Annotated in this window: 21 protein-coding genes and 2 pseudogenes; 13 read left to right on the plus strand and 10 right to left on the minus strand. The window is 72.8% G+C overall.

The features are described 5' to 3' along the window. Together ACLWS4_RS22335 and ACLWS4_RS22340 are read right to left on the minus strand one after the other, a co-directional pair. Window positions 1–152, minus strand: a 152-nt coding sequence (locus ACLWS4_RS22335; RefSeq protein WP_416875102.1) for a transposase, incomplete at its 3' end; no start/stop codon positions are given. 113 nt (window positions 153–265) lie between these two features. Beyond that, a pseudogene (locus ACLWS4_RS22340) lies at window positions 266–467 on the minus strand (IS630 family transposase); the annotation flags it as partial. Between the two features lie 365 nt (window positions 468–832). Between ACLWS4_RS22340 and ACLWS4_RS22345 the strand changes: the two are divergent. The 3 genes from ACLWS4_RS22345 (at window position 833) to ACLWS4_RS22355 (ending at window position 3,632) form a co-directional block, all read left to right on the plus strand. Next, on the plus strand, window positions 833–1,357 hold the full coding sequence (locus ACLWS4_RS22345) for an RICIN domain-containing protein (RefSeq protein WP_416875019.1): 525 nt from the start codon (window positions 833–835) through the stop codon (window positions 1,355–1,357). Between the two features lie 127 nt (window positions 1,358–1,484). Next, complete coding sequence (locus ACLWS4_RS22350) at window positions 1,485–1,853, plus strand: hypothetical protein (protein WP_074003555.1); 369 nt, start codon at window positions 1,485–1,487, stop codon at window positions 1,851–1,853. 591 nt (window positions 1,854–2,444) lie between these two features. After that, entirely contained in the window at window positions 2,445–3,632 is a 1,188-nt protein-coding gene (locus ACLWS4_RS22355) for a hypothetical protein (protein WP_380777074.1), read from the plus strand. A gap of 170 nt (window positions 3,633–3,802) precedes the next feature. On the opposite strand, the pseudogene ACLWS4_RS22360 reads toward ACLWS4_RS22355, so the two are convergent. Further along, window positions 3,803–4,243, minus strand: a pseudogene (locus tag ACLWS4_RS22360) (SMI1/KNR4 family protein); the annotation flags it as partial. Continuing rightward, on the minus strand, window positions 4,224–4,889 hold the full coding sequence (locus tag ACLWS4_RS22365; RefSeq protein ID WP_416875020.1) for a TetR/AcrR family transcriptional regulator C-terminal domain-containing protein: 666 nt from the start codon (window positions 4,887–4,889) through the stop codon (window positions 4,224–4,226). The pseudogene ACLWS4_RS22360 and the gene ACLWS4_RS22365, both read right to left, overlap by 20 nt. Before the next feature lie 68 nt (window positions 4,890–4,957). Between ACLWS4_RS22365 and ACLWS4_RS22370 the strand changes: the two genes are divergently transcribed. After that, entirely contained in the window at window positions 4,958–6,220 is a 1,263-nt protein-coding gene (locus tag ACLWS4_RS22370; protein ID WP_416875021.1) for a beta-ketoacyl-[acyl-carrier-protein] synthase family protein, read from the plus strand. A 43-nt stretch (window positions 6,221–6,263) separates the two neighbouring features. Here the strand turns inward: ACLWS4_RS22370 and ACLWS4_RS22375 are convergent, their stop codons facing one another. Further along, entirely contained in the window at window positions 6,264–7,169 is a 906-nt protein-coding gene (locus ACLWS4_RS22375) for a S41 family peptidase (protein ID WP_416875022.1), read from the minus strand. 386 nt (window positions 7,170–7,555) lie between these two features. On the opposite strand from ACLWS4_RS22375, the gene ACLWS4_RS22380 reads away from it, so the two are divergent. After that, a complete protein-coding gene (locus ACLWS4_RS22380) occupies window positions 7,556–8,197 on the plus strand; it encodes a hypothetical protein (RefSeq protein ID WP_143204585.1) in 642 nt (213 codons plus the stop codon). A gap of 33 nt (window positions 8,198–8,230) precedes the next feature. Next, window positions 8,231–8,806, plus strand: coding sequence for an RICIN domain-containing protein (locus ACLWS4_RS22385; RefSeq protein WP_049653595.1), 576 nt, complete (start codon window positions 8,231–8,233; stop codon window positions 8,804–8,806). Window positions 8,807–9,021: 215 nt separating this feature from the next. Here the strand turns inward: ACLWS4_RS22385 and ACLWS4_RS22390 are convergent, their stop codons facing one another. Both ACLWS4_RS22390 and ACLWS4_RS22395 read right to left on the minus strand, forming a co-directional pair. Continuing rightward, entirely contained in the window at window positions 9,022–9,558 is a 537-nt protein-coding gene (locus ACLWS4_RS22390) for a DUF4240 domain-containing protein (protein ID WP_416875023.1), read from the minus strand. 324 nt (window positions 9,559–9,882) lie between these two features. Further along, complete coding sequence (locus ACLWS4_RS22395) at window positions 9,883–10,530, minus strand: transglycosylase family protein (protein ID WP_387971264.1); 648 nt, start codon at window positions 10,528–10,530, stop codon at window positions 9,883–9,885. 459 nt (window positions 10,531–10,989) lie between these two features. Here ACLWS4_RS22395 and ACLWS4_RS22400 point away from each other — a divergent pair, with 459 nt between their 5' ends. Genes ACLWS4_RS22400 through ACLWS4_RS22410 form a run of 3 tightly spaced genes read left to right on the plus strand, consistent with a single transcriptional unit; the run spans window position 10,990 to window position 13,365 of the window. Beyond that, window positions 10,990–11,316 (plus strand): hypothetical protein, encoded by a 327-nt coding sequence (locus ACLWS4_RS22400; protein WP_159028505.1) that lies wholly within the window; start codon window positions 10,990–10,992, stop codon window positions 11,314–11,316. Window positions 11,317–11,333: 17 nt separating this feature from the next. Then, on the plus strand, window positions 11,334–12,740 hold the full coding sequence (locus ACLWS4_RS22405) for a hypothetical protein (RefSeq protein WP_416875024.1): 1,407 nt from the start codon (window positions 11,334–11,336) through the stop codon (window positions 12,738–12,740). 52 nt (window positions 12,741–12,792) lie between these two features. Further along, window positions 12,793–13,365, plus strand: coding sequence for a hypothetical protein (locus ACLWS4_RS22410; RefSeq protein WP_416875025.1), 573 nt, complete (start codon window positions 12,793–12,795; stop codon window positions 13,363–13,365). Window positions 13,366–13,611: 246 nt separating this feature from the next. Here the strand turns inward: ACLWS4_RS22410 and ACLWS4_RS22415 are convergent, their stop codons facing one another. After that, window positions 13,612–14,400: a TIGR04222 domain-containing membrane protein gene (locus ACLWS4_RS22415; RefSeq protein ID WP_416875026.1), complete on the minus strand. Its 789-nt coding sequence runs from the start codon at window positions 14,398–14,400 to the stop codon at window positions 13,612–13,614. Window positions 14,401–14,920: 520 nt separating this feature from the next. Here ACLWS4_RS22415 and ACLWS4_RS22420 point away from each other — a divergent pair. The 3 genes from ACLWS4_RS22420 to ACLWS4_RS22430 all read left to right on the plus strand — a co-directional run bounded on the left by ACLWS4_RS22420 (window position 14,921) and on the right by ACLWS4_RS22430 (window position 18,557). Then, window positions 14,921–15,343 (plus strand): hypothetical protein, encoded by a 423-nt coding sequence (locus ACLWS4_RS22420; protein ID WP_416875027.1) that lies wholly within the window; start codon window positions 14,921–14,923, stop codon window positions 15,341–15,343. Window positions 15,344–15,520: 177 nt separating this feature from the next. Beyond that, complete coding sequence (gene secD / locus ACLWS4_RS22425; protein ID WP_416875028.1) at window positions 15,521–17,854, plus strand: protein translocase subunit SecD; 2,334 nt, start codon at window positions 15,521–15,523, stop codon at window positions 17,852–17,854. Window positions 17,855–18,101: 247 nt separating this feature from the next. Next, window positions 18,102–18,557, plus strand: coding sequence for a hypothetical protein (locus ACLWS4_RS22430; RefSeq protein ID WP_416875029.1), 456 nt, complete (start codon window positions 18,102–18,104; stop codon window positions 18,555–18,557). Window positions 18,558–18,775: 218 nt separating this feature from the next. Here ACLWS4_RS22430 and ACLWS4_RS22435 read toward each other — a convergent pair whose 3' ends face one another. Next, on the minus strand, window positions 18,776–19,840 hold the full coding sequence (locus ACLWS4_RS22435) for an aldo/keto reductase (RefSeq protein WP_416875030.1): 1,065 nt from the start codon (window positions 19,838–19,840) through the stop codon (window positions 18,776–18,778). 117 nt (window positions 19,841–19,957) lie between these two features. Between ACLWS4_RS22435 and ACLWS4_RS22440 the strand changes: the two genes are divergently transcribed. Further along, entirely contained in the window at window positions 19,958–20,860 is a 903-nt protein-coding gene (locus ACLWS4_RS22440; protein WP_416875031.1) for a helix-turn-helix domain-containing protein, read from the plus strand. 49 nt (window positions 20,861–20,909) lie between these two features. Here ACLWS4_RS22440 and ACLWS4_RS22445 read toward each other — a convergent pair whose 3' ends face one another. Next, the gene (locus tag ACLWS4_RS22445; RefSeq protein WP_416875032.1) at window positions 20,910–21,548 is read right to left on the minus strand and encodes a hypothetical protein; all 639 of its coding nucleotides are present in this window, start codon (window positions 21,546–21,548) and stop codon (window positions 20,910–20,912) included. Window positions 21,549–21,595: the final 47 nt, after the last annotated feature.

Consider the following 21,595-nt stretch of genomic DNA (forward strand, 5'->3'; position numbering starts at 1 on the left):
GGCATCTCCCGCCACTGGGCGCTGCAGCGGAACCGCCAGATCACGCCCTCGAACTGCTCCCGAAGCCGCTCGGGGTATGGTCCGAACCTCCCGATCGGCAGATAGGGCTCGATCAACTTCCACTGCTCGTCCGTCAGTTGCCTACGCGTCACGACCAACCGTTCTACCGGGTTCTGCCCTCAGGTGAGGGCAGAACCCGAAGACTGATCGCAACCTCACACAGGCCCTAGCACTGCGACCGCGATCGTTCGCCCGGGTTGCTTGATCACGCGGCGAGGACGGGCCTGCCGCCCCGGCGCAGGCCCTTCTCGCCGCGGATGCGGGCTCGCCCCTTGTGTTTGGGCGGCCGGGACGTCGTGGTGGCGGGCGTTGGCGTCGCGCCACCGTAGACAGGCGGGCAGCACACGGCTCTGGACCGTGTGGTTCGGGTGACTGGAGTTCGCCAGGGCGAACTGACGCAGTGCGCCCTCACCGGATGATCGGCGGCGTGCGGCGCCACCACGTGTGCCGGGGTCCAACGGGGTCTACTCAGGGCGCTGATCGCGCGCCACGCATACGGCTGCCGCCTGCACCGCCTCTTACTCCCGCTGGTTCGGTCCACTTTGCATCCCACGGGGATTAGGTGTCATTCCGAAACGTAAGCAAAGGACTTGGCACGTTGGCCTGATTGCGCCTTGGGATTCCCTTGAGTTTCCGGAGAGACTGCCCATGGCCCGGCAAGTCCCGTGCTCGATGAGGCGGCTACGAAGGACGGTTCCGCGGTGCCGGAAGGGCACCGGCGGGTTCCGCGGGCGTGCCGGGCGGGCGGATTTCCTTCCGAAAGGGGTACGTCATGAAGAGGCTCACGGCGGTACTGGCAGTATTCGGTTCAGGGGCACTGGCGGTCCTCGGCGTTCCCGGCACGACCGCTGCCGCTCCGGCGGCTGTGTCGTCCTGGACCCCGTACAACATCCAGAACTACAACAGTGAGCGGTGCATTCTCGGGCCCGGCCATGGAAGCGAGACCGGCCTCGCACAGGTGGAGTGTGCCGGGTATGCGGACCAGAAGTGGGAGAAGCACCAGTACCTCGGCGAGAGCTATTACTTCCTCGCCAACGTGAACAGTCGGCTCTGCCTGCTCGCACGATCCCAACAAGAGGCACGCCAGATAGACTGCGGGGCCGCCGGAGCGGATGCCGACTGGTACATCGACACCATCAATGCGGCCGACCCGCAGTGGAAGCGTCTCGTGAACAGGGCGACAGGCACGTGTCTGGTCCCCCAGAACACGAACCTGAACGTCCCGATCCTGCAGGCCACCTGCGACTACAGCACCAACCCTCCTGCCGATCAGCGGTGGCGATTCATCAACTTCTAGGATCCGAGCCCTGTTTCGCGTCGAGGCAGGGCTTTCCTCCCGGTACTGCGGTGCCGGGTCCAGGAGAGGACGACGAGCGATGCGCACTGGATCATCCCGAACAGCCCTCCGTCAGTGGTCAACCAGGTTGAAGAGCGGCCTGGCCGCGGCGGGACTGGTGGCGGTGTCCTCGGTCGGGCTGCTGTCCGCTCCGGCCCAGGCGGAGTCCATGCAGTGCACCGAACTGGTGTGTCTGTTCGTCACCGGCGGCCCTGACGGGTACGCAACGCATGCCTACAAGCGCAGTTCGGCCGCCGGCGCCTCCACCTTCGAGGGCTTCTTCGCTTTCAGCGGCCCGGGGCTCCACGCCGACACCGAGACCAAGCGGTGGTACGACTTCGAGAACACGAGTACCTTCGGCGGCCGTGGCGCGGGCCTCGTGTGCGTCCAGATGATGTACAAGCATCCGGACGGGAGCTTCGGCTACGGCTCCCAGCGGTGTGACCGGGTCTACTGAGCCTCGGGGCCCAGGTGCTCGCCCGGCGTCCCGCAGGGAGGCGCCGGGCGCGCGCGTTCCGGAACCGTTGGCGTCGAAACTGACCCGGCCATCGATGAGGCTCAGAGACCGGAGGAGGCTCCGGTGCTCCGGCTGACATAGGACCTCCATACGGCGGTGGGGCGCGGTGGCGGTGACAGCCTGCCCGTCGCCCCGGGTGCCGGGGGCGCCGAAGGTGAACTCACCGCCGTGCTTGGGCGGATGGCCCCCGGCAGGGTTGGTCAGGGCGAACTCGCGCAGGCAGTTGGATGGCGGTGGCGGCAGCCGGATCAGCGCCGGCTCCGGTCGCACCGCGTCCAGGACCTGCGCGAACGCGTCGCGGGCCAGCGAGTTGGACGCCGCCCTCGGTCCAGGGGCGGGGCGGGTGCGGGGCCGCGAAAAATTTCTTCGAACCCGGCTGCAACCCCCCGGCGGGATGGACGTCTATCAGGGTGAGAGGCGGGGAGAGCGAGCCGGCGGAGCCGGGGGGCTCGGGCCGACTCCTCGGGGCGTGACAGTAGGCGCCCGCTCATTCGATCACCACCATCACCATGTCCTTGGGGGGACTGTCACATGAACGCGTCCGTTATCGCCCGTATTGCGAAGATCGTCCCGCTGGCCGTTGTCGCCGCCGTCGGCGTCACCGCCTGCGGCCCGACCGAGGGCGGGGCCTCCGTCGCGGCTTCCGCTCCCACCTCCGCCCCGGCCGTCACCTCCTCGGCCACCCCCGGTGCGGGCGCCGTCCCGGCCGTCCCCGCCCCGGCCGCGCCGACCGCCGAGGCGGCCCCGACCGCCGCCACCCCGGCCGGGCAGGCCCCCGCCGCCGGGGCCGCAACGGCCAAGACCGACGTCAAGGCCGCCGCGAAGGCCGCGGCCAAGCCCGCCGCGCCGAAGGCCCCCGCCCCGTCCGGCGGAAGCGGTATCGGCATCACCTTCGGCGGCCTGAGCGAGGGCGGGAAGATCGGGCTGAACGACCTGGTCCCCTTCACCGTCACCTGGAAGAACAACGACGCCACCGGCACCCGCAGCGTGGCCCCGGTGGTGGCCACCCAGCAGTACGAGGGCGCGCCCTGCACCATGGTGCTCGCGATGGCGGACGGCACCCTGGAGCGCAAGGACGCCTCCGGCTGGAAGACGCTGGACCACCTCAGCCAGGGCGGCGGGATGGACTACGCGGGTACCGCCGACGACGCGGCCTTCACCCTGGCCGCCGGCGAGAGCCGGACCATCGAGTTCCGGATGCGGTTGTCCCTGGCCAACCGCCCGGGGCAGATCACGATCGAGGCGGACGCCCCCGTGCCGCACTCCAAGAACTACCTGGACATGGCGAAGGCCGAGCTGAACGCCACGGTCGTCGACAGCCACAGCCCGGAGATGCTCTCGGTGATGCCGCCGGCCAAGGGCGTGATCACCACGGACCCGATCCCGTTCAGCTTCCGGGTCTCCTCGCCGGACGGCACCGCGGGCCTGCGCCCCCGGGTGACCGTCTGGAGCTCCGAGGGGCCGACCCCGAACGACGTCACGGTGGAGGCCCGGGTCGGCGACGTGTGGAAGCCGGTCGAGCTGAAGGACGAGTGCGGCCTGGTCACGGTCGACCCGAACGTGCCGGGCGTCCGCGACGGCAACACGGTCGAGTACACCTTCCGGGCCACGTTCAAGGAGGCCCCGAAGTACGGCGCCGACGTGGACATCCGGGTGAGCGCGGAGTCGAACGGCCACCAGTCCGTCCAGCGCTCCGTCTTCCTGCGCGACGCGCGCTGACACCGCGCACCCGCGCACCCGCACCGCACTACCGCCCCGGCCTCCCACCACTCGGGAGGCCGGGGCGGTGGCGTTGGGGAAGAGGCGCCGGGACGCCGATGTCCCGGTGAGCCGGAGGGCTGCCGGTACCAGTCGTCTCCGCCGTCGGCGAGTGAGCGTCCGAGGTAGTCCCGGAGACCGCCGGCCACCCAGCGGCGGCTGTCGGTCTCGTGCTCCCAGACGAAGACGTCCGGACTCCGCGGCGTCCGCACGAAGGCGAACTGGTCGCCGCCACCGTTGTCCCCGAAGAACAGGAGTGCGTCGAACGGCATGTACAGCCCAGCGAAGGAACCGTCCGTACGGAAGTGGAGGTTCTGCTCGGCGATCTGCTCGACGCTCCAGACGGTGTCCACGCTGGTCCGCCCGACGATTCCGTTGCTCTCCAGCAGCAACTGCCTGAGCTCGGAGGGCAGTTCCTCCCCCAGCTTGCGCTCGGCCTCCGCCAGGACCGACGCGTCGGCGGGCTCCGCGAAACCGGCGTCGGGGAACGCCTCGCGGGCCGCTTGTCTCCAGGTGGTCCGGAAGCGTAGCCGTCCCGGACGACACGCCCGCTCAGCCGGGACCGGGTTCATCGTGGATGGTCAGCGATCCGGCGAGGTCGAGGTCGGCGACGGTGCCGTGCGCCCCGGCGCGGACGAGCAGCACGGCGCCGAGCGCGGTGCTCCAGAACGTCCTGGCCTCCACGGCGAGCGGCCGGCGGGCCGCCCAGCCGCGGCTGTCGACGAGCTGGCCGACGAAGCATTCGGACTGCCGGAACAGCAGCTGGAGGTGGCGGTCGACCACGGGGGCGAGTTCGGGCTTGGAGATCCCGGCGGCGAGTGCCCGCGTGACGGACGGGAGCGAGGGCATGGCCAGGACGGCGCGGGCGATGTTGCGCCGGAACGTCGCCGCGTCGGGGGCCTGGCGGCCGATGCGCTCGATCCGTCGGGCGTCGTGCAGCAGGCCGAGGAAGGCGGCGTGCACGAGCAGTGAGTCCTTGGAACCAAAGTGGTAGGTGACCTGGTTGGGGAAGACACCCGCCGCGTTCGCGATCTCCGCGACGCTCAGCTCAGCGCCGGGCCGCTCCTTGCAGAGCTCCGCGGTCGCCTCGATCAGCCGGGTCCTCGTCGCGCGACCGCGGTCCCGCGAGCGGCCCGGGGCCGGTCGGGCTCCGGTTCGCTTCTTCTCCACGCGCTCCGTCTCCTCCACGCGCCCCTTCTCCACTCGCTCGTTCTCCATCCCGAAATTGTATGTGATACAACTTGCCCCACATTCACTTGTATCGCATACAAGAAAGGCTGAGGAGCATGAACCGGACCGAAGTCGTCGTGACCGGACTCGGCGCGATCACCCCGCTCGGGGCCGACGTGGCGTCCACCTGGGAAGCCCTGCTCGCCGGCGCGTCGGGCCTCCGCGGGGACGTCCTGCGCGGGCACGAGGGACTCGGCCTCCCCGACACCGTCGCGGGGACGATGGCGGTCGACCCCGCCACGTTGCTGCCGCCGGTACAGGCGAGGCGGCTCGACCGCTCGCAGCAGGCGGCCCTCGCCGCGGCGGCCCAAGCCTGGGCCGACTCCGGAGCCCCGGAGGTGGACCCGGACCGGCTCGCCTCCGCGATCGGCACGGGCATCGGCGGCGTGGGGACGCTGCTGAAGGAGGACGACGTCCTGGAGACGGCCGGAGCCCGGCGCGTCTCACCTCGCACGGTGCCGATGCTCATGCCCAATGCGGCGGCGGCGCTGATCAGCATCGAGTACGGCGCGCGGGCCGGGGTCTTCACGCCCGTCTCGGCGTGCTCCTCCGGGGCCGAGGCGATCGCCCTGGCGGCCCGTCTCATCCGGGCCGGCGAGGCGGACGTGGTCATCGCGGGCGGGACCGAGGCCGCGACCACCCCGATCACCGTCGCCGGGTTCGCCCGGGCCCAGGCACTGTCGGGGCACACCGCCGATCCCGCCTCGGCGTCCCGGCCGTTCGCGGCGGACCGCAGCGGATTCGTCCTCAGCGAAGGCGCCGCCGTCCTGGTGCTCGAAAGCGCCGAGCACGCCGCCGCCCGGGGCGCGCGCGTCCACGCGGTGCTCGCGGGCGCCGGCATCGCCGCCGACGCCCACCACATCACAGCGCCCGCCCCCGACGGTGCCGGTCAGGTCTCCGCCATGCGCAAGGCCCTCGCCCAAGCCGGTCTGACTCCCGGGCAGATCGGTCACATCAACGCCCACGCCACCGGAACGCCGGTCGGCGACGCCGCCGAGGCGCGCGCGATCAGGGAGGTCTTCGGCCGCGCCACCGTGACGGCCCCCAAGGCCGCGCTCGGCCACCTCTTCGGCGCCGCCGGGGCGATCGAGGCGCTCATCGCCGTCCTCAGCGTGGAGCACGGCGTCATCCCGCCGACCCGCAACCTCACCGCGGCCGGCATCGGCCCCGACATCGGTCTCGACGTCGTCGCGGAGCGACGGGACGTCCCCCAGCAGGCCGTGCTCAGCAACTCCTTCGGCTTCGGCGGGCAGAACGTCTCCCTCGTCGTCACCGGCGCACGGCACCGCGCGTCCCGTACGGCCCCGGCCGCGCCATGACGGACACGGACGATCGCTCCGGCTGCCACGGGACAACGGGGTACTACGGGGTGCTCCGGCAGGACGCCTGCCGCCCGAGCCAGCCGGTCGCGGCGGAGAGTGACGGATCCCCCTCCTTACGGGTGTCCACGGCCTCGTCCGGCTCGATCGGCCCCGCGTGGATCCGGCCCGTGCGGTCCGCCTCGGCGGCGCCCGTGAGCAGGACGACCGCACCGTCCGACAACCGGTGCGCGGCGTTGCCGGTGGGCACCCCGTAGGTGCGCGCGCCGAAGCTGCGGGTGTCCGGGCGGCCGATGAACGCGATGGTGACGGCCTCGCCCGCGCTGCCCGTCCCCGGGCCGGTGAGGACGGCGACGGGCGCGCCCGGCCACGCGTCCGCGCCGTCCCCGGGGGGCTCCGCCTGCGGGGCCCCGTCCAGGAACGGCACGCCCCCGCGCACCGACCAGACGCTGCGGGTGCCGTCCGCCGTGACGAAGGCCCCCACCGGACCGTCCCCGAGCAGCGGAGCCGCCACGGCCAGCGGCGCCCACATCCCGCCGCCGCTCTCCCGGCGGAGGTCCACCACCCAGCCGCAGGCGCTCGCCCCGGCGACGGCGGAGCGGCCGCGGGCGACGTACTCGGCGTAGGTGCGCTCCGAGCCGTTCACCGCCGGAAGGTTCAACCTGGCGATGCCGCCCGGAAGTTGTTCGACCGTCGGGGCGTCGACCGTCACGGGGTCGGCGTCCACGGCCGCCGCCTCGCCGGGCGGGTAGAACCGGCTGTGACCGTCCCCGAGCGCCGCCACCGCACCGCCGACCGCCCGATGGGTGTCGGCCGTCGTCCGCGCCCCGGCCGCCCGCGCGAACGCCTCGCCCCGCAGCTTCGGCCAGTCCACCGTCGCGGTGTTCAACGACTCCCGCTGCAACAGGTCCAGCGCCTCCGACAGGTAGCCGTGCGCCTGCGCCGACATCCCCCCGGACTCCCCGGATCCCCCGGAACCTCCTGAACCTCCCGAAGCGCACCCCGCGACCAGCGCCACCGCGCCCGCCACCACCACGGCGATTCGCGCCGCTCTCATCCGCACCCCTCCCCCGGTTCGTACAGCTCCCATTCCTACCCCACGAACCGGCGAGCGGCGACGGCCGGGAGCCGCCCACGACAGCCGCTGTCTGGGACCCGCTGCCGCCCCTGCCGATCCCCGATGCCGTCCCGCAGGCCCGCCGGGTCCCGCCCGGCCGAAAACCATCGTGTGCGCAGGACCCCCCTAGATATCTCGGATGGACAGGGCGTCAGGCCGCGCGCGAGGCTTCCGGGAGGTCGGACCGGAACCATTCCCCCTACCGGAGGGATCCCCTCATGACAGCATCACCCAGGCGCCGACGGACCGTCTTCACCTCGGGGTTGGCCGCCCTCTTCGCCGTCGCCGGGTTGGGCCTCACCGCCGCCCCCGCGCAGGCCGACGCACCGCCGCGCGCCACCTGCAACCCCGAGATCGAGCCGGTCTGGGACGACATCGTGACGGCCACCGTCACCCCGGTGGTCACCGAGTTCACGTCCTTCAACGTCGTCCCCGGGACGACGGGGCAGCAGCAGCAACGGCTCTCCCAGGTGACGATGATCACCACCAAGATCAACAACAGTGCCGATTTCAACCTCAGCTACAGCTCCGCCCTGGCGCAGGTCAGCTTCAAGACCGGGTTCCAGGTCGAGACCAGCCGGGCCAACACCCGGACCACGGACACCTCCCGGACGGTGAACATCAACGCGCCGGGCAACTACGGGATCTTCCGCGGGTTCCTGCGCGTCGACGGCGAGTGGACCCGCTACCTGTGCGCCCGCTCGGGCCAGGGCACCGGGTACTGGATCAAAGCCAACCCGAACGGCACCGGCTACTACACGACGTACGGGGCGGCGAGCGAGGGCGTGGTGCTCTGCTCGTACCCCGAGCCGGCGGGGACCGTCCGCGAGGCGGCCCGCCTCGAACTCTGCAAGCACTGACCCGTGACCGCGTCCCACCCAGGAGGGAAGACCATGGCGAAGTCCGGCAAGCGCTCCACCCACCGACTCGGAGCCGTGCTCGGCAGCGTCGCCTTCGTCGGCTCGCTGCTGACCGTAGCGGCGCCGGCCGCGCACGCGGCGAATCCGCTGGACGGCTTCACCTGCGAGAGCGGCGGGTACCGCATCTTCACCCCGTACACCTATGCGAGCGACCGGATGGTGCTCGGCTGGTCCCAGGCGTCGTGGGACAACGGCTCGATCATCCAGGAGCCGTGGCAGGACGCCGCCGACCGGCAGTGGACACTGTGCGAAGAGAACAATCCGACCCGGACCGACGGCAAGTACTACAAGCTGATGGACCATGCGCGCCACTGGTGCCTCGGCATCGACCGAGCCATGACCGACGACGGCAACTGGCTGATCGACGAGCCCTGCAACTACTCGCAGAGCGAGATCTTCTTCATCCAGCCGGTGCCGGGCACCAACCTGAAGGCGATCATGGCCAAGCACAGCAACCGCTGGCTCTCGGTGGACGGCTCCAACTCCGGATCCCACGTCACCCAGGGCTCCTTCAAGGCCGACCTGTTCGAGCTCCACAAGGTCTGGTAGGCACCCGCCCGAGCGCCCGTGGGGGCCTTCCGGCAACGGAACCCGGCCGGAAGGCCCCCACGGGCTGCACCGGAATCACCGTCGGCCGATTCGGCGAGCTCAACATCTTCACCTGCCCGAACGATCCTGGACATCCGCACCGCTGGAGCATCCAGTAGCCCACGGGAGGCGGCCCGTCGGCTCGGACCTCGAGCGGCGCCGCGCTGTCTGCTTCGTCACTCCGGATACAGCGCCGCCAGGTGTGGCAGCCGTCGGCTCAGCTGGTCACCGTCGCCGAAGTCGAAGTTCCAGGCCGGGTCCAGCGGCGGGTACGGAACGGTGAGGGCCTCGTCGGGGAGGTCCTCACCGGTGGCTTCCCGGTAGGCGCTCCAGGCGATGCTCAGGGCTTCTTCACATTCGATGTCGATCCCGTCGGCGGCGTACGCCTGTACGGCCGGGAGCGCGGCGAGCCGGTCCGGGTCGGTGATGACGCTGTCGAAGGTCGTGCGGCCCTGTGTGATCAGCCAACCCCGGAAGTAGTCGAAACCGTCGTCGGAGCAACCGCCGTTGATCAGGTAGGCGGCGCCCCACAGCGGAGCCCGGTACGAGTCGGCCATCAGGTTCCGCAGGACCTGCTCGGCGGCGACGATCTCCCCGGCGGGGCGGAGCGCGAGTAGCGCGCCGGCCCGGATCGCGACCGCGTGGCCGTTGTCCGGGGCCGGCACTCGCGAGCGGGCTTCCTCGATCAGGTTCCAGAACTGCTGGGTCTCCATGGTGGTTGAGCATCGCACCGGACTCTGACAGCACGGCCAGGAGACGGACCGTGCCCGCCGCGACGGACCGCCCAACCAGGAGCGGACGCCTCTCCAAGGGCTCGAAGCCGTCCGGCCGGGCGTCCGGCTCCCGACGTCACGGGAGGCCGGCTCGTGAATCTCCGCCCGGTCCTGAGTCGTTGGCGACTCCACACCAGTGCCGCGTTGGAACGCTCCTTCACAGGCGGGGTGATGATGGCATGGCGCGGGTGGCGAGGTGGACCATGAGGCGCCCGGGCTACGGGTCGAGCCGCCGCTCGTACGGGCCCGCTCCGCCGGCGGGCGTCAGCGCAGTGCAAGGACCTGGCCGGGCAGGAGCAGGTCGGGGTCGTCGCCGATGGTGTCCTGGTTGAGTTCGTAGAGGGCGGGCCAGCCGCCGTCCGTGGCGAAGGCCTCGGCGATGCCGCCGAGGGTGTCGCCGGGTTCCACGGTCCAGGTGTCCGGGCAGTCCTCGTCGTCGTCCGTGCAGACCGGAGCGGGGGCGTCGGCGTGGGATGGCGGGGTGGCGGAGGCATGGGGCCGGGTGTGCGCCGGCCGGTGGCTGCCGGTGTGAGCGGCCGGGTGGTCGCCGCTGTGTGCGGCACGGGCTCCGCAGGCCGGCCACGGGGTCAGGCCGCGGCGCTCGGCGAGGTGTTCGGCCACGGCGATCTGCTGTTCGCGGGTCGCCCGGTCCGCGCGCGGCGCGTAGGCGAGGCCGCCGTTCGAGCGCCAGGTCCCGCTGTCGAACTGCAGCCCCCCGTAGTAGCCGTTGCCGGTGTCGGCCTGCCAGCGCCCTCCGCTCTCGCACCTGGCGACGGCATCCCAGTCCACTCCCGTTCGGACCCCCGCGCTCGCCGCGGCGGCGGACGCTGTTGCCGTACCGCCGGCGATGGCGACGGCGAGCAGGGACAGCAGAACGACGACCAGGCGACGGGCCACGGACAGCGGTGACATGAACGCTCCGTACTCCGGGAACAGGGACCGGGCACCGAAGTGCCCCTCCCACCCATGCACCTGACGCCCTCGACGAGCAGGAGCGCAGCGCCGATCTCGCTCGACCGGCGGCTCGACACCACTCGAACGCGCGACCAGGCTACCGGGCTACCGGGCTACCGGGCCGAGCGATCGCCCGAGGGGGGCCCGGAACGCCACCTCGGGCCGTCCGGGTGGGCCACTCGTGATCCACGGCGGGGCTCCGACCCGCGGCCGCGCCCTTGGGGCCAAGGACGGGGGCAGCGGTCGGGAGCCGGGCGCCGCCCGGGGCTCGGCTCTGCGGTCGGGCCCCGGGAACGGTGGATAGCACTTTTGCTGGCTATCCGTCAAAACCCTGACGCATTGGGCTTGTTCGGGCTCGTCGTTTACGCTGGGCGGCGGTTCGATCACGCAACTGGTGTGTCTGAGGGGGCTGAGACGATGGCAGGGTTCCGAGTGAATCCGCAGGACCTGCGCGACGCGTCGAAGAGCGGCTACGCGGTGGCGAAGGGCATCCAGCAGGACTGGGCGGAGGCGTTCGGCCACGCGCCGCCGGCCCTGGGCCTGCCGAACTGGTCTTTCGAAGGAGCGGCCCAGGCCGCCCTCCACGACCTGGGCGAGCACATCGACCGCATCACCACCAGAACCCTGGCGGAGGCGGCCGGCAACCTGTCCATCATCGCCAGGAGTTACGAGAACACGGACAACGGCGCCGCCTCGACGGTCGACGGCGCCGGTGCGCAGACCGGGACAGGGGGGCAGGGCTGATGCCGCACTACTGGGGAATGATCAAGGAAGCCGATGTCGGCACGCTCAGGACGGCCGTCCAGGTCCTGACGACCTTCGAGGGCAGGTACAAGCAGCAGGTCACCGCCTGGCAGACGATGCAGCGCACCCTCGCCTCCTCGTCCTGGCACGGCCAGGCGTCGGACGCGACCACCACCGCGCTCCAGAACCGCACCAACCAGCTGCTGCTCGTCGACCAGTTCATCGAGGACCTGCGCCGGATGCTGACCGACGGCATCGACAGCGTCCTCCTCCTGCAGGCACGCCAGCAGACGCTCATCACACGGGCGACCGGCAACTGCCTGGAGATCGTCGCCGCCGACGTGAACGCCACACCGGTGGTGCGCGTCCTGCCGCCCGACCAGCACTCCCGCAACGACCCCGAGTGGCGCAAGGAGGTGGAGGCCGCCCGGGACCGCCTCGTGACGGACATCGACGCCCTGTGCACCTCCGCCCGGGGCGACGACGACCGCCTCGCCCGTGCCCTGGCCGCCTTCGACTACATCGCCAAGCAGGACGGGGACTACTACCCGGAGAAGGTCGCCGAGATCACCAAGGCCGTCGCCGAACTCGACCGGATGCCGGGCGGCGGCGTAGGGAGCGGCGGCGGCAACCCCGAATCCAACCGGGCGTGGTGGGACTCCCTGCCCGAGGCCACCCGGCAGCAGCTCATCCAGGACCGCCCCGGCTGGATCGGGTCCCTGGACGGCGTGCCCGCCGAGGTCCGTGACCAGGCCAACCGGGCCTGGCTGCCCCAGCTCCGCGAGGAGATGGCGCGAGAACTCACCGGCCCCCCTTCGCAGAACATCACCCAGGCGAACCTGGACGGCCTCGACGCCCTCCAGAAGCAGATCGACACCCCCGGCGTACCGCCCCAGCTCCTGCTCAGCGTGGACGACCCCCGCTCGGTGTCCCACGTCCCGGGCGCCGTCCTCGCCTACGGCAACCCCGACACCGCCACCCACATCGCCGCCTACGTCCCGCCCAACCCGGCGGTGGGGACCCTTCCCGCGGACGCCACCGCCGCACGCAACCTGGCCGTCGCAGCCGGGAAGGCGGACCCGACGAAACCGACCGCGAGCATCGTCTTCACGAACCTCGGCCCGGCCGGCGACCCGTACCAGACCCCCACCGCCTCACTCAGCCCGCTGCGCGACGGCGGCCAGACCATCCACGGCACGTACAACGGACTGCGGGCCTCCCACCGCGACGGCAACGCCACCCTGAGCGAGGTCGCCGCCCCCGCCGACGGCTCCGGGTTCGCCGTCGCCAGCACCCCCCTCGCCGACACGGGCAAGCCCGGGTGGAACTTCACCCCCGACTCCATCGTCGCCAGGACACCGGGCGGCCCCGACGACCCGTCCTCCCGCCACACCGCCGCCAACGCCATCGTCGGGCGCCGGTAACGGCCCCGGGAACAACGGCCCGGGTGTCACACGGTCCGCCTATCCTCGCGGTATGAGCTTCAGGGGGTACTGGGTCGTGATGCCGGTGCCCGTCGACGTGGTCGCCGACGTGGCCCCGGTGTTCACGCCCCTGATCGACGCCCAGGCGGCGGCAGGCCGCGAGGGGCTGGAGCGGTGGCGCCACGAAAGCCCGGGACGACCGGACGTGACGGAGCTTCACGACCTGGCCGCCCCCTACCTCCTCGACGACCACCTCGACGTGCTCTTCGGGATCTGGGGCACCCACGAGGCGGCCGGCCCGTTCCTGAAGTCCTCCTGCCGCAAGGGCTACCCCGCCGTCGGCCTCGCCCACGCGCTCCGAGCCGAGCGGTTCCTCGCCCTGCCCGGCTGGTTCGGCCACTTCGTCCTCACCCTGCAGGAGGTCCGCGCCACGCTCCCCGCCGTCCAGGCCGCACTCGACCTGACACCCGACCAGCGCAGCACCGTGGAGCAGCGCCTGTACGACATCCTGGACGAAGTCTCGGAAGAGGACGCCGCCGCCCTGCTCGACGACCTCGTACCGGTCTGGCGAAGAGCCGCCGCCACCGGGCAGGGCCTCATCGGCGCCCAGGCCGTCCCCTGCTGAACACACCTGCCACCACCGGCTGTTGACAGGATCGGGCCGCATGAGCCACATGCGGTGCGGAGAAGGCCGCAGGCAAGCCTCCGCACTGGCGGGGCCGATGGGGCGTCGTGGTCGGTGCGGTGTGCGGACCGGCGGGCCACAGGTCCGCGCTGGCGCGCACCGCGGCGGGAGGGCCCGGCAGCGGTGCTGAGCCGCAGTCCGCCGACGGGCGCCTGTACCGGCAGCGGCATTCGGGGTCACCCGAGATCAGAGGTCGCCGCCGTAGATCGCGGCGTCGCCGGACCCCTCGTACGGGCCGTAGTCGCTGCCGGTGCGGGCGACGGTCTCCCGGGCCCCGCGCCCGCCGAGGAGCGCGGCCCGGGCGGCGAAGTCCGGCAGCAGCAGGCGCAGCGCCCGGCGTCCGTACAGCGCGGTCAGCAGCCCTGCCCCATCGGGCCCCGACGGTGTGCCACCTGGCGCTGCCGCCCCGTTCAGGGGGTGCCGGCGGCGCAGCTCGCGAAGCAGCCTGTGTCCGGCGAGGGTGCGGGCCGGAGCGCAGAGCAGCATGAGCGGTAGTACGGCCATGGGCAGGCCCGTCCACCAGGTACCCCGCGCGGTGGCGAGCGCGCCCATGGCGCACGTGGCAGTGGCCAGCACGCTGGATGCGGCCAGCCGGGCCGGACCGCAGCGCAGGCCGCGGCGGACCAGGTCGGTGCGGGTCTCCTCGCGGGCCCGCCGCACGGGTGGGGTGGTCACGGCGTCGGCCCAGGACAGGTCCCGGCCGAACGCCGTCCGCGCTGCCCGGTGCAGTGGAGTTGCGTCCTGCCCTGAGTGGGCGTGCACCACCCGCCGCAGGCGGCCGCGTCGGTCGGTGTCGAGCACCCCCGCGAGGTGCAGTTCGACGACGACCACCACCAGTGCGGCCTTCGATCCCCCACGGACCCCCGCGATCGCCGCGGCTGCCAGGCCGTCAGTCCTCCCCCGGGCCGGGTGCCATCGCAGCAGCGCCGCCCCGAGGAGCGCGGCCACCGCGCACACCACACCGACCGATCCCATCAAACCCCCCTGAAGCACGGACCACCCGACGGCCCTCCCCCGGCCACCGTTCCCGCAGGATGACAGAGCGGGAAGGCGACGCCAAGCGGCCGACCAGCCCGACCGCCATGCCACCGGAGCGCGATGAGAGCGCGGACGGCGATCCCGTCGAGCGTGCCGACGGCCTTCGTCTGTCCATGGGCCAGGCGGACGCGTGGAAGTCCCAGGGGTCGACGTCCTCGGTTCGGGCCACCCCGCGCAAGCGGAGCGAGCGATCGTACGGCGGGTGCACGCTGGAGATCGGCTACTTCCTCGGCCGGCGGCACCGATCCGCGGACGCCGGATCAGGGACGCCGGATCAAGGGCGCCGTCCTTCGGGAGGGCGCCCTCACGCCACCGCGCAGGTCCCCGCCGGACCGTGACCCGGCCTCAGCCGGTCCGCTCCGCTGCCCTGGCCTCCCCGCGCGACGGTGTCGTCGCCTACAGTGAGAGCTTCTTGCGGGCGGGGCCTGGTGGCGGCACGAGCAGGGAGGGGGCCGGAATGGAGCGACGCGTACGTCGGACCGCGGCGGCCGCGCTGTCCTGGGCGTTCCTCGCGGCCTGGGCCGTCTGCCAGGTCCTCCTCGGCACGGCGACGGGCGCGGCGCAGCCGGCCCCCGGCACGCCGCCCGCCGTCGCCGCCCCGGCGGCCCCCGCCGTCGCACGGCTCGGCCCGGCGGGCGCGGAGGTCCGGCGCGCTGCGGACCGCCCCCGCCACGACGTCGCCCAGCGGCAGACGGCCGCCGCCGAGGCCGGTGTCCGGCTGCCCGCGCTGCCGCCGGTCGCGCTCCCGTCCGCCCGGACGGACGCCCCCCGGCCCCGGCCCGGGATGTACGCCCCGGGGCCGCGCCAGGAGCGGGCGCCGCCGTCCGATCGCTACGACCCCCGCCACACCCGCGGTCCCCCTTCCACCCGGTCCAGCTGACGTTCCACCGCGCCCGCCGACCCGGGTGCCGCGGCCTGCCCGCGGCCCGGACGGGAGGGCTCCGGCCACCGTGCCCGGAGCGTTCCCGGCGGCGCGCCGTCCCCTCGCGTCCGCCCGTCCCGGGTGCGGCGTCCCCCTGCGGACGCCCGGCTCCCGCGGACCGCCCGTGGAGTACCCATGCCTATTCGCCGTGCCGCGTTCTGGCGCGCGCTCGTCGCGCTCGCCGTCGTCGGCGTCTCGTTCTACGTCGCCCTGACCACCCCGCCCCGCCTCGGGCTCGACCTGCGCGGCGGCACCCGGATCGTCCTGGAGACCCAGGACTCGCCCACTGTCCGCGCCGACGCGGACGCCACCGACCGGGCGCTGGAGGTGCTGCGCCGCCGGGTCGACGGTCTCGGGGTCGCCGAACCCTCGCTCGCCCGCGCCGGGGAGCGGCGCATCGTCGTCGAACTCCCCGGCGTCCAGGACCCCCGCGAGGCCGCCGGGGTCATCGGCCGCACCGCCCAGCTCACCTTCCACGCCGTCACCGCGACCGCCGACGGCCCGGCCGGCCCCCCGGCGGCGGACGGCTCCCGGGTCCTCGCCGACCCCGGCCTCCCCGGCGGCCACCTGCGGCTGGGGCCGCCGGTACTGACCGGCGACGGCGTCAAGGACGCCTCGGCCGTCCTCGACACCCGGACGGGCCTCGGCTGGAGCATCGACCTCTCCTTCCGCGGCTCGGCCGGCGACGCCTGGGCCCGGCTCACCGGGGAAGCCGCGTGCGCCGCGCCGGCCGACCCCGCCCGCCGGGTCGCCATCGTGCTCGACGACCGCGTCCTGTCCGCCCCCGGCGTCCAGGACAGCGTGCCCTGCGGGCAGGGGATCACCGGTGGTTCGACCCAGATCACCGGCGGTTTCTCGGCCGACGAGGCCCGCGATCTCGCCGCCCTGGTCAAGGGCGGTGCCCTGCCCGTACCGGTGACGGTGATCGAGCAGAGCACCGTCGGCCCCACCCTCGGCGCCGAGGCGATTCGGGCCAGCGCCCTGGCAGCGGCCATCGGCCTGCTCTGCACCGGGGCCTTCGTCATCGCGGTGTACCGCCTGCTCGGTGTGCTGGCCACCGTCGCCCTCGCCCTCTACGGACTGATCTCGTACGCCGCCGTGGTCGCGCTCGGCGCGACGCTCACCCTGCCCGGGCTGGCCGGCTTCGTGCTCGCCATCGGCATGGCGGTGGACGCCAACGTGCTGGTCTTCGAACGGGCCAGGGAGGAGTACACCGCTCCTCGGGCGGCCAGCCCCGGCAGGGAGCGGGACCTTCGGCGCCCGCTGCGCGTCGGGTTCGCGAAGGCATGGAGCGCGGTGGCCGACTCCAACGTGACGACGCTGCTCGCCGCCGGTCTGCTCTTCGTGTTCGCCACCGGCCCGGTCAAGGGCTTCGGGGTGACGCTCTCGATCGGCGTACTGGCCTCGATGTTCTCGGCCATGCTGATCACCCGGCTGCTCGCCGAGTGGGCGGTGCGCCGGCCCGCCGTCGCCCGGCGGCCCGCCCTGACCGGCATGGCCACCGTCGGCCGGCTCCGGACCCGGCTGACCCGGCGGCCGCCCCGGCTGATGCGCCACCGGCGGCGCTGGCTGGGCGCCTGCGCCGGGCTGCTGCTGCTCGCCGTGGCCGGGATCGGCGGGCGCGGCCTGGACTTCGGCGTCGAGTTCACCGGCGGTCGGGTGGCGCAGTACACCGCCGCGCAGCGGGTCGACGCGGACGCCGCCCGCGCGGCGGTGGTCGGCGCCGGGTTCCCGCAGGCCGTGGTTCAGACCACCGGCGACACCGGGGTGTCCGTCCGCACCAAGGAGACCGGCGACGACCAGCAGCAGCGCATCCGGGAGGCACTCACCGGCGTCACCGGCGAGCTGTCCGTGGAGCGCGACGAGCTGATCGGGCCGAGCCTCGGCAGCGAGCTGCGCGGCTACGCGCTGGCCGCGCTCGGGCTCGCGGTCGCCGCCCAGCTGCTCTACCTCACGATCCGCTTCCGGTGGGCCTTCGCGGCCGCAGCGGTGATCGCGATGGCGCAGGACCTGCTGCTCGTCCTCGGCCTCTTCGCCTGGCTGGGCAAGCCGGTGGACAGCGTCTTCCTCGCCGCGCTGCTCACCATCGTCGGGTACTCGGTCAACGACACGGTGGTGGTCCTGGACCGGCTGCGCGAGCTGCGCCGGACCGGGACGAAGGCGAGCTGGGCGGATCTCGCGGACCGCGCCGTGGCGCAGACCCTCCCCCGGACGGTGAACACCGGCATGGGGGCGCTGTTCGTCCTGGTGGCCCTGGCGGCCTTCGGCGGCGACTCGCTCGCCGACTTCTCGGTGGCGCTGCTGGCCGGGGTCCTGCTGGGCACCGCGTCGACGGTGTTCACCGCGATGCCGGTGGTCGTCCTGCTCCAGGAACGGTTCCCGGACCGGCCGCAGGAGGCCGAGGAGGCACCGGCACCTCACGCGGCGGGCGCGGCGCGGGCGCGCGACCACAACGGGGCGGTGGTCTGAACCGCGCCGTATCGACGGACTGAGGTCCGGCCATGACCGACTCGACTGGGGAATCCTCCGATCCGGACGGCTCAGCAGGATGCGAACGGGCACTGCTCCGTTTGCCTACCGACCGGCGATGGCTAGGTTCGCGCGACCAACAAGCGTGTGGTGCGACCGCCGACGTGCTCTCGCACTGCTGAGCCAGGCCCGATGAGGTCGGGGCCGGGGCTCGCTCCTATGCTTGCGGCACCGATGAAGGAGGACAGTGGAGTTCACCGCGCCAGTTCCGGAGCGAAGGCTTGGGCCGTATCCGTTGGACGAGGACGGAATCACGTCCCTGCTGACGCGTTATGGGTTCGGTGACTCCTGTCTCCGTCGCGTCATCCTTGATCAGGAATACGGTGCCCGGGCGGTACGAGGACGGGCCGTCAGGCTTGTGATCGATGCCAGGGTTGTCAGCGATGATCTGCGCTGGGAGCCCGTGTGCCTGGATCTCGTGGACGTGCGGCGGTTTCGCATCGACGAGAGCATCGGGTTCAGCTGGGTGCTCTACGACCCACCGCAGTTCACACACTTCGATGGACGGTTGCAGGTGGATCTCTGCTCCGAGCGTTTCGGCGCGCTGCGGCCGGCGAGTTCCGAGGAGGTCTTCGAGGGATCGGCACTGGTCTTCGAGGCAACCGGCGGCGCCTGGAGCGTCCTGCAGCCGTGGAGTCGGTGAGACCGCTCTCCAGGGCCTGTGTCGGATATCCGGCGCCAGCCGCGATTCAAGCGTCCGGCTGCGCCTGAGGAGATCTCGGTGCTGGGCGGGGCAGGCACCGGCGGCACACCAACTGCGGGGCATGCCCCGCCCGCGAAGCTGCCGCCCCGCCGCCCCGGTGTGACGACCAGGACGGCGGGGCGGCAGCAGTCACACCGCGCTCGGGGCGCCGTCGGGTCTCAGGGGCGGGGGGCGATCTTCAGGTCGCCCCGGGTGACCTGGCGGATGTGGGGGCCGGCCAGCAGGTCGTGCGGGTAGCCGAGTTCGATGCGGCCGGCCTCGTCGAGGCGGTCCGACTGGGCGGCGCTGAGTTCGACCTCCAGGGCGCCCAGGTTGTCCTCCAGCTGCGTGAGCGTGCGGGCGCCGACGACGGGCGCCGTCACGCCCGGCCGGTGCAGCGTCCAGGCGAGCGCGACCTGCGCGGGTGTGCGGCCCAGTTCGGCGGCGACCTCCTTCACGACCTCGGCGACGGCGAGGGCGCGTTCGGTGACCATGCCCAGCCCGGCGTTGAAGCTCCTCCGGGTGCCCTCCCCCGCGCCGGCGGCCGCCGCGGTCAGGTCGGCGCGGCCGTACGTGCCGGTGAGCAGGCCGCCCGCCAGCGGGGAGTACGGCAGCACGCCCAGGCCCATCTCCCGTGCCATCGGGACGAGATCGCGTTCCGCCGCCCGGTTGAGGAGGTTGTACTCGATCTGCAGGGCGACCAGCGGGGACCAGCCGCGCAGGTCGGCGACCGCCTGCATGCGCGAGACCTCCCAGGCCGGGACGTTGGAGACCGCCACGTACAGGACCTTGCCCTGCCGGACCAGGTCGTCCATGGCGCGCAGGATCTCCTCGACCGGCGTCGTGAAGTCCCACACGTGCAGGTACAGCAGGTCGAGGTAGTCCGTGTTCAGCCGCCGGAGGCTGGACTCCACCGAGGCGAACATGCTCTTGCGGTGGCTCCCCGTGGAGTTCGGGTCGCCCGGCCGGCGCAGCGTGGTGTACTTCGTCGCCAGCACCAGGCCTTCGCGGCCACCCCGGGTGAACTCGCCCAGCTGGCGTTCGGAACTGCCGTCGGTGTACGTGCTGGCGGTGTCGATGAAGTTGCCGCCGCGCTCGACGTAGGCGTCGAACAGCCTGCGCGCCTCTGCCTTCTCCGCGCCCCAGCCGAACTCGGTGCCGAACGTGGCCGTGCCCAGCGCGAGCGGTGAGACCCGCAGTCCGGAACGGCCCAGCAGCCGGTAGCTGTCGAGGGTGAGTGCCATGGTGACCTCCCGTGTTCGTGATCCGTCGTCGACAGCGAGTCTGCGGCGGCGACGGGGCGCGGATAAGGGAGGGGACTTCCTGGGAACATCTGTCCTACCCTGGCTGTTGCGCCGGTCATGACGACCTCCGCGCCGGACAGGACCCAGACCCAGGAGCTGGCCGCGTTCCTGCGCAGCCGGCGCGAACGCCTGGATCCCCGGGACGTCGGCCTGCCGGCGCGCCTCCGGAACCGCCGCACCCCGGGGCTGCGCCGTGAGGAGGTCGCCGAACTGGCCGGGGTCAGCGTCGACTACGTCGTCCGGCTGGAACAGGCCCGCGGGCTGCGTCCCTCCCCCGACGTGCTCCAGGCCCTGGCCCGGGCGCTGCGCCTGGCCCCCGACGAGCGCGCCTACCTCTTCGACCTGGCCCTGCGGCGGCCCCCCGGCGCCGACCGGCCCGCCACCGCCGCCGCGCCGCCGCTCGCCCGGCTGGTCGCCGACCTCGCACCGCTGCCCGCCATGCTCCTGAACCACCGCTACGACATCCTGGCCTGGAATGCCGAAATGGCGGGACTGATGGTGGACTTCGACGCCCTGCCGCCCCCGCAGCGCAACGCGATGTGGCTGTGCCTCATGCATCCGCGGGTGCGGGAGTTCTACCTCGACCGCGAACGCGTGGTGCGGGAGGGGATCGCCCACCTGCGCGCCGCGTGGGCCGCCTACCCGGAGGACCGGGCCCTGAGCGGCCTCATCGCCGAATTCACCGCCGGTGACGAGGAGTTCGCGCGCCTATGGGCGGAGCGGGACGTCCGGGTCAACGGCCGCGGCCACAAGGCGCTGCGACACCCCGAGGCCGGCGTGCTCACCGTGCAGTTCGAGACCCTCAGGCCGCTCCAGGACCCGGACCAGCTACTGGTGATCTACCGTGCGGCGGACGCGGAGAGCCAGGCGGCCCTGGACCGGCTGCGCGCAGCTGCCGCCGGGCCGCGGCAGGGGCCTGACGGGCTCTCGCACGCGCCCGGCTCCTCGCACCGGCCCTGACCGTCGGCCGCTCACCACGGAGCGGCAGAGGCGGCACCTGTACGTGGAGTCAGCCGAGGTCGAACTGCCAGTACGCGGTGTCTCGGAACCCGGGCGACTTCGGGGCGACCTCCACCGTGACCGGGCCTCCCGCCTTGTCGGGCTTCACCCGCACCGGCACGGTGCGCTTCTGCTCCGTGCCGAGGGGCGGTGTGAGGGCGGTGACGGTCGCGGCCTGGTCCAGGAAGGTCATGCTCGCAGCAGGGACGGGGGCGGAGCCGTAGGCGGAAGGGGTGGACAGCGGGCCGGAGTCGATGGCCTTCCCCGCCCGGACCACGACGGCGGCGGCACCACCGGTCGTGCCGACGCCGGTGTCGGGGGACGTCCCACCGGGGCGCAACTCCTCACCCGTGCCGTTGTCGTAGGTGATCGTGAGGCTGTAGCTGCCGTCGGGTTCCCGGCGGGGAGGGCCCACGGTGATCCTCAGTCCGTCGTCGTAGCGGGCGGTCCCGCCGGCGCCCAGGGGCTCGACGACGCTTCCGGGGCCTTTGACGTACCCGTGCTGGGTCAGGGAGTCCTCGAACTTGGCCAGCGCCATGGCTCCCAGGACGACCAGGGCGGTGAGGACCGCCAGCGCGACCCCGAGGACGGTGGCCCAGCGCGGGGTGTCGGAGGGCCGGGGGCAGGCGGGAGCCGCGTTCGTGTCCATGCGGGTCACGGTAGGGAAACAGCTGGTCGGAACGCATGAGCGGACGT

The sequence above is a fragment of the Kitasatospora sp. SC0581 genome (assembly GCF_048159585.1).
Classification (GTDB): Bacteria; Actinomycetota; Actinomycetes; order Streptomycetales; family Streptomycetaceae; genus Kitasatospora.

What these genes read in the sequence shown, in the direction of transcription:
- ACLWS4_RS22435 (WP_416875030.1), bottom strand. Translation starts at nt 19,840, where the DNA reads ATGGCACTCACCCTCGACAGCTACCGGCTGCTGGGCCGTTCCGGACTG.
- ACLWS4_RS22375 (WP_416875022.1), bottom strand. Translation starts at nt 7,169, where the DNA reads ATGTCGGCGCAGGCGCACGGCTACCTGTCGGAGGCGCTGGACCTGTTG.
- ACLWS4_RS22345 (WP_416875019.1), top strand. Translation starts at nt 833, where the DNA reads ATGAAGAGGCTCACGGCGGTACTGGCAGTATTCGGTTCAGGGGCACTG.
- ACLWS4_RS22415 (WP_416875026.1), bottom strand. Translation starts at nt 14,400, where the DNA reads ATGGGATCGGTCGGTGTGGTGTGCGCGGTGGCCGCGCTCCTCGGGGCG.
- ACLWS4_RS22380 (WP_143204585.1), top strand. Translation starts at nt 7,556, where the DNA reads ATGACAGCATCACCCAGGCGCCGACGGACCGTCTTCACCTCGGGGTTG.
- ACLWS4_RS22395 (WP_387971264.1), bottom strand. Translation starts at nt 10,530, where the DNA reads ATGTCACCGCTGTCCGTGGCCCGTCGCCTGGTCGTCGTTCTGCTGTCC.
- ACLWS4_RS22390 (WP_416875023.1), bottom strand. Translation starts at nt 9,558, where the DNA reads ATGGAGACCCAGCAGTTCTGGAACCTGATCGAGGAAGCCCGCTCGCGA.
- ACLWS4_RS22370 (WP_416875021.1), top strand. Translation starts at nt 4,958, where the DNA reads ATGAACCGGACCGAAGTCGTCGTGACCGGACTCGGCGCGATCACCCCG.
- ACLWS4_RS22420 (WP_416875027.1), top strand. Translation starts at nt 14,921, where the DNA reads ATGGAGCGACGCGTACGTCGGACCGCGGCGGCCGCGCTGTCCTGGGCG.
- ACLWS4_RS22440 (WP_416875031.1), top strand. Translation starts at nt 19,958, where the DNA reads ATGACGACCTCCGCGCCGGACAGGACCCAGACCCAGGAGCTGGCCGCG.
- ACLWS4_RS22410 (WP_416875025.1), top strand. Translation starts at nt 12,793, where the DNA reads ATGAGCTTCAGGGGGTACTGGGTCGTGATGCCGGTGCCCGTCGACGTG.
- secD (WP_416875028.1), top strand. Translation starts at nt 15,521, where the DNA reads ATGCCTATTCGCCGTGCCGCGTTCTGGCGCGCGCTCGTCGCGCTCGCC.
- ACLWS4_RS22400 (WP_159028505.1), top strand. Translation starts at nt 10,990, where the DNA reads ATGGCAGGGTTCCGAGTGAATCCGCAGGACCTGCGCGACGCGTCGAAG.
- ACLWS4_RS22385 (WP_049653595.1), top strand. Translation starts at nt 8,231, where the DNA reads ATGGCGAAGTCCGGCAAGCGCTCCACCCACCGACTCGGAGCCGTGCTC.
- ACLWS4_RS22445 (WP_416875032.1), bottom strand. Translation starts at nt 21,548, where the DNA reads ATGGACACGAACGCGGCTCCCGCCTGCCCCCGGCCCTCCGACACCCCG.
- ACLWS4_RS22365 (WP_416875020.1), bottom strand. Translation starts at nt 4,889, where the DNA reads ATGGAGAACGAGCGAGTGGAGAAGGGGCGCGTGGAGGAGACGGAGCGC.
- ACLWS4_RS22405 (WP_416875024.1), top strand. Translation starts at nt 11,334, where the DNA reads ATGATCAAGGAAGCCGATGTCGGCACGCTCAGGACGGCCGTCCAGGTC.
- ACLWS4_RS22355 (WP_380777074.1), top strand. Translation starts at nt 2,445, where the DNA reads ATGAACGCGTCCGTTATCGCCCGTATTGCGAAGATCGTCCCGCTGGCC.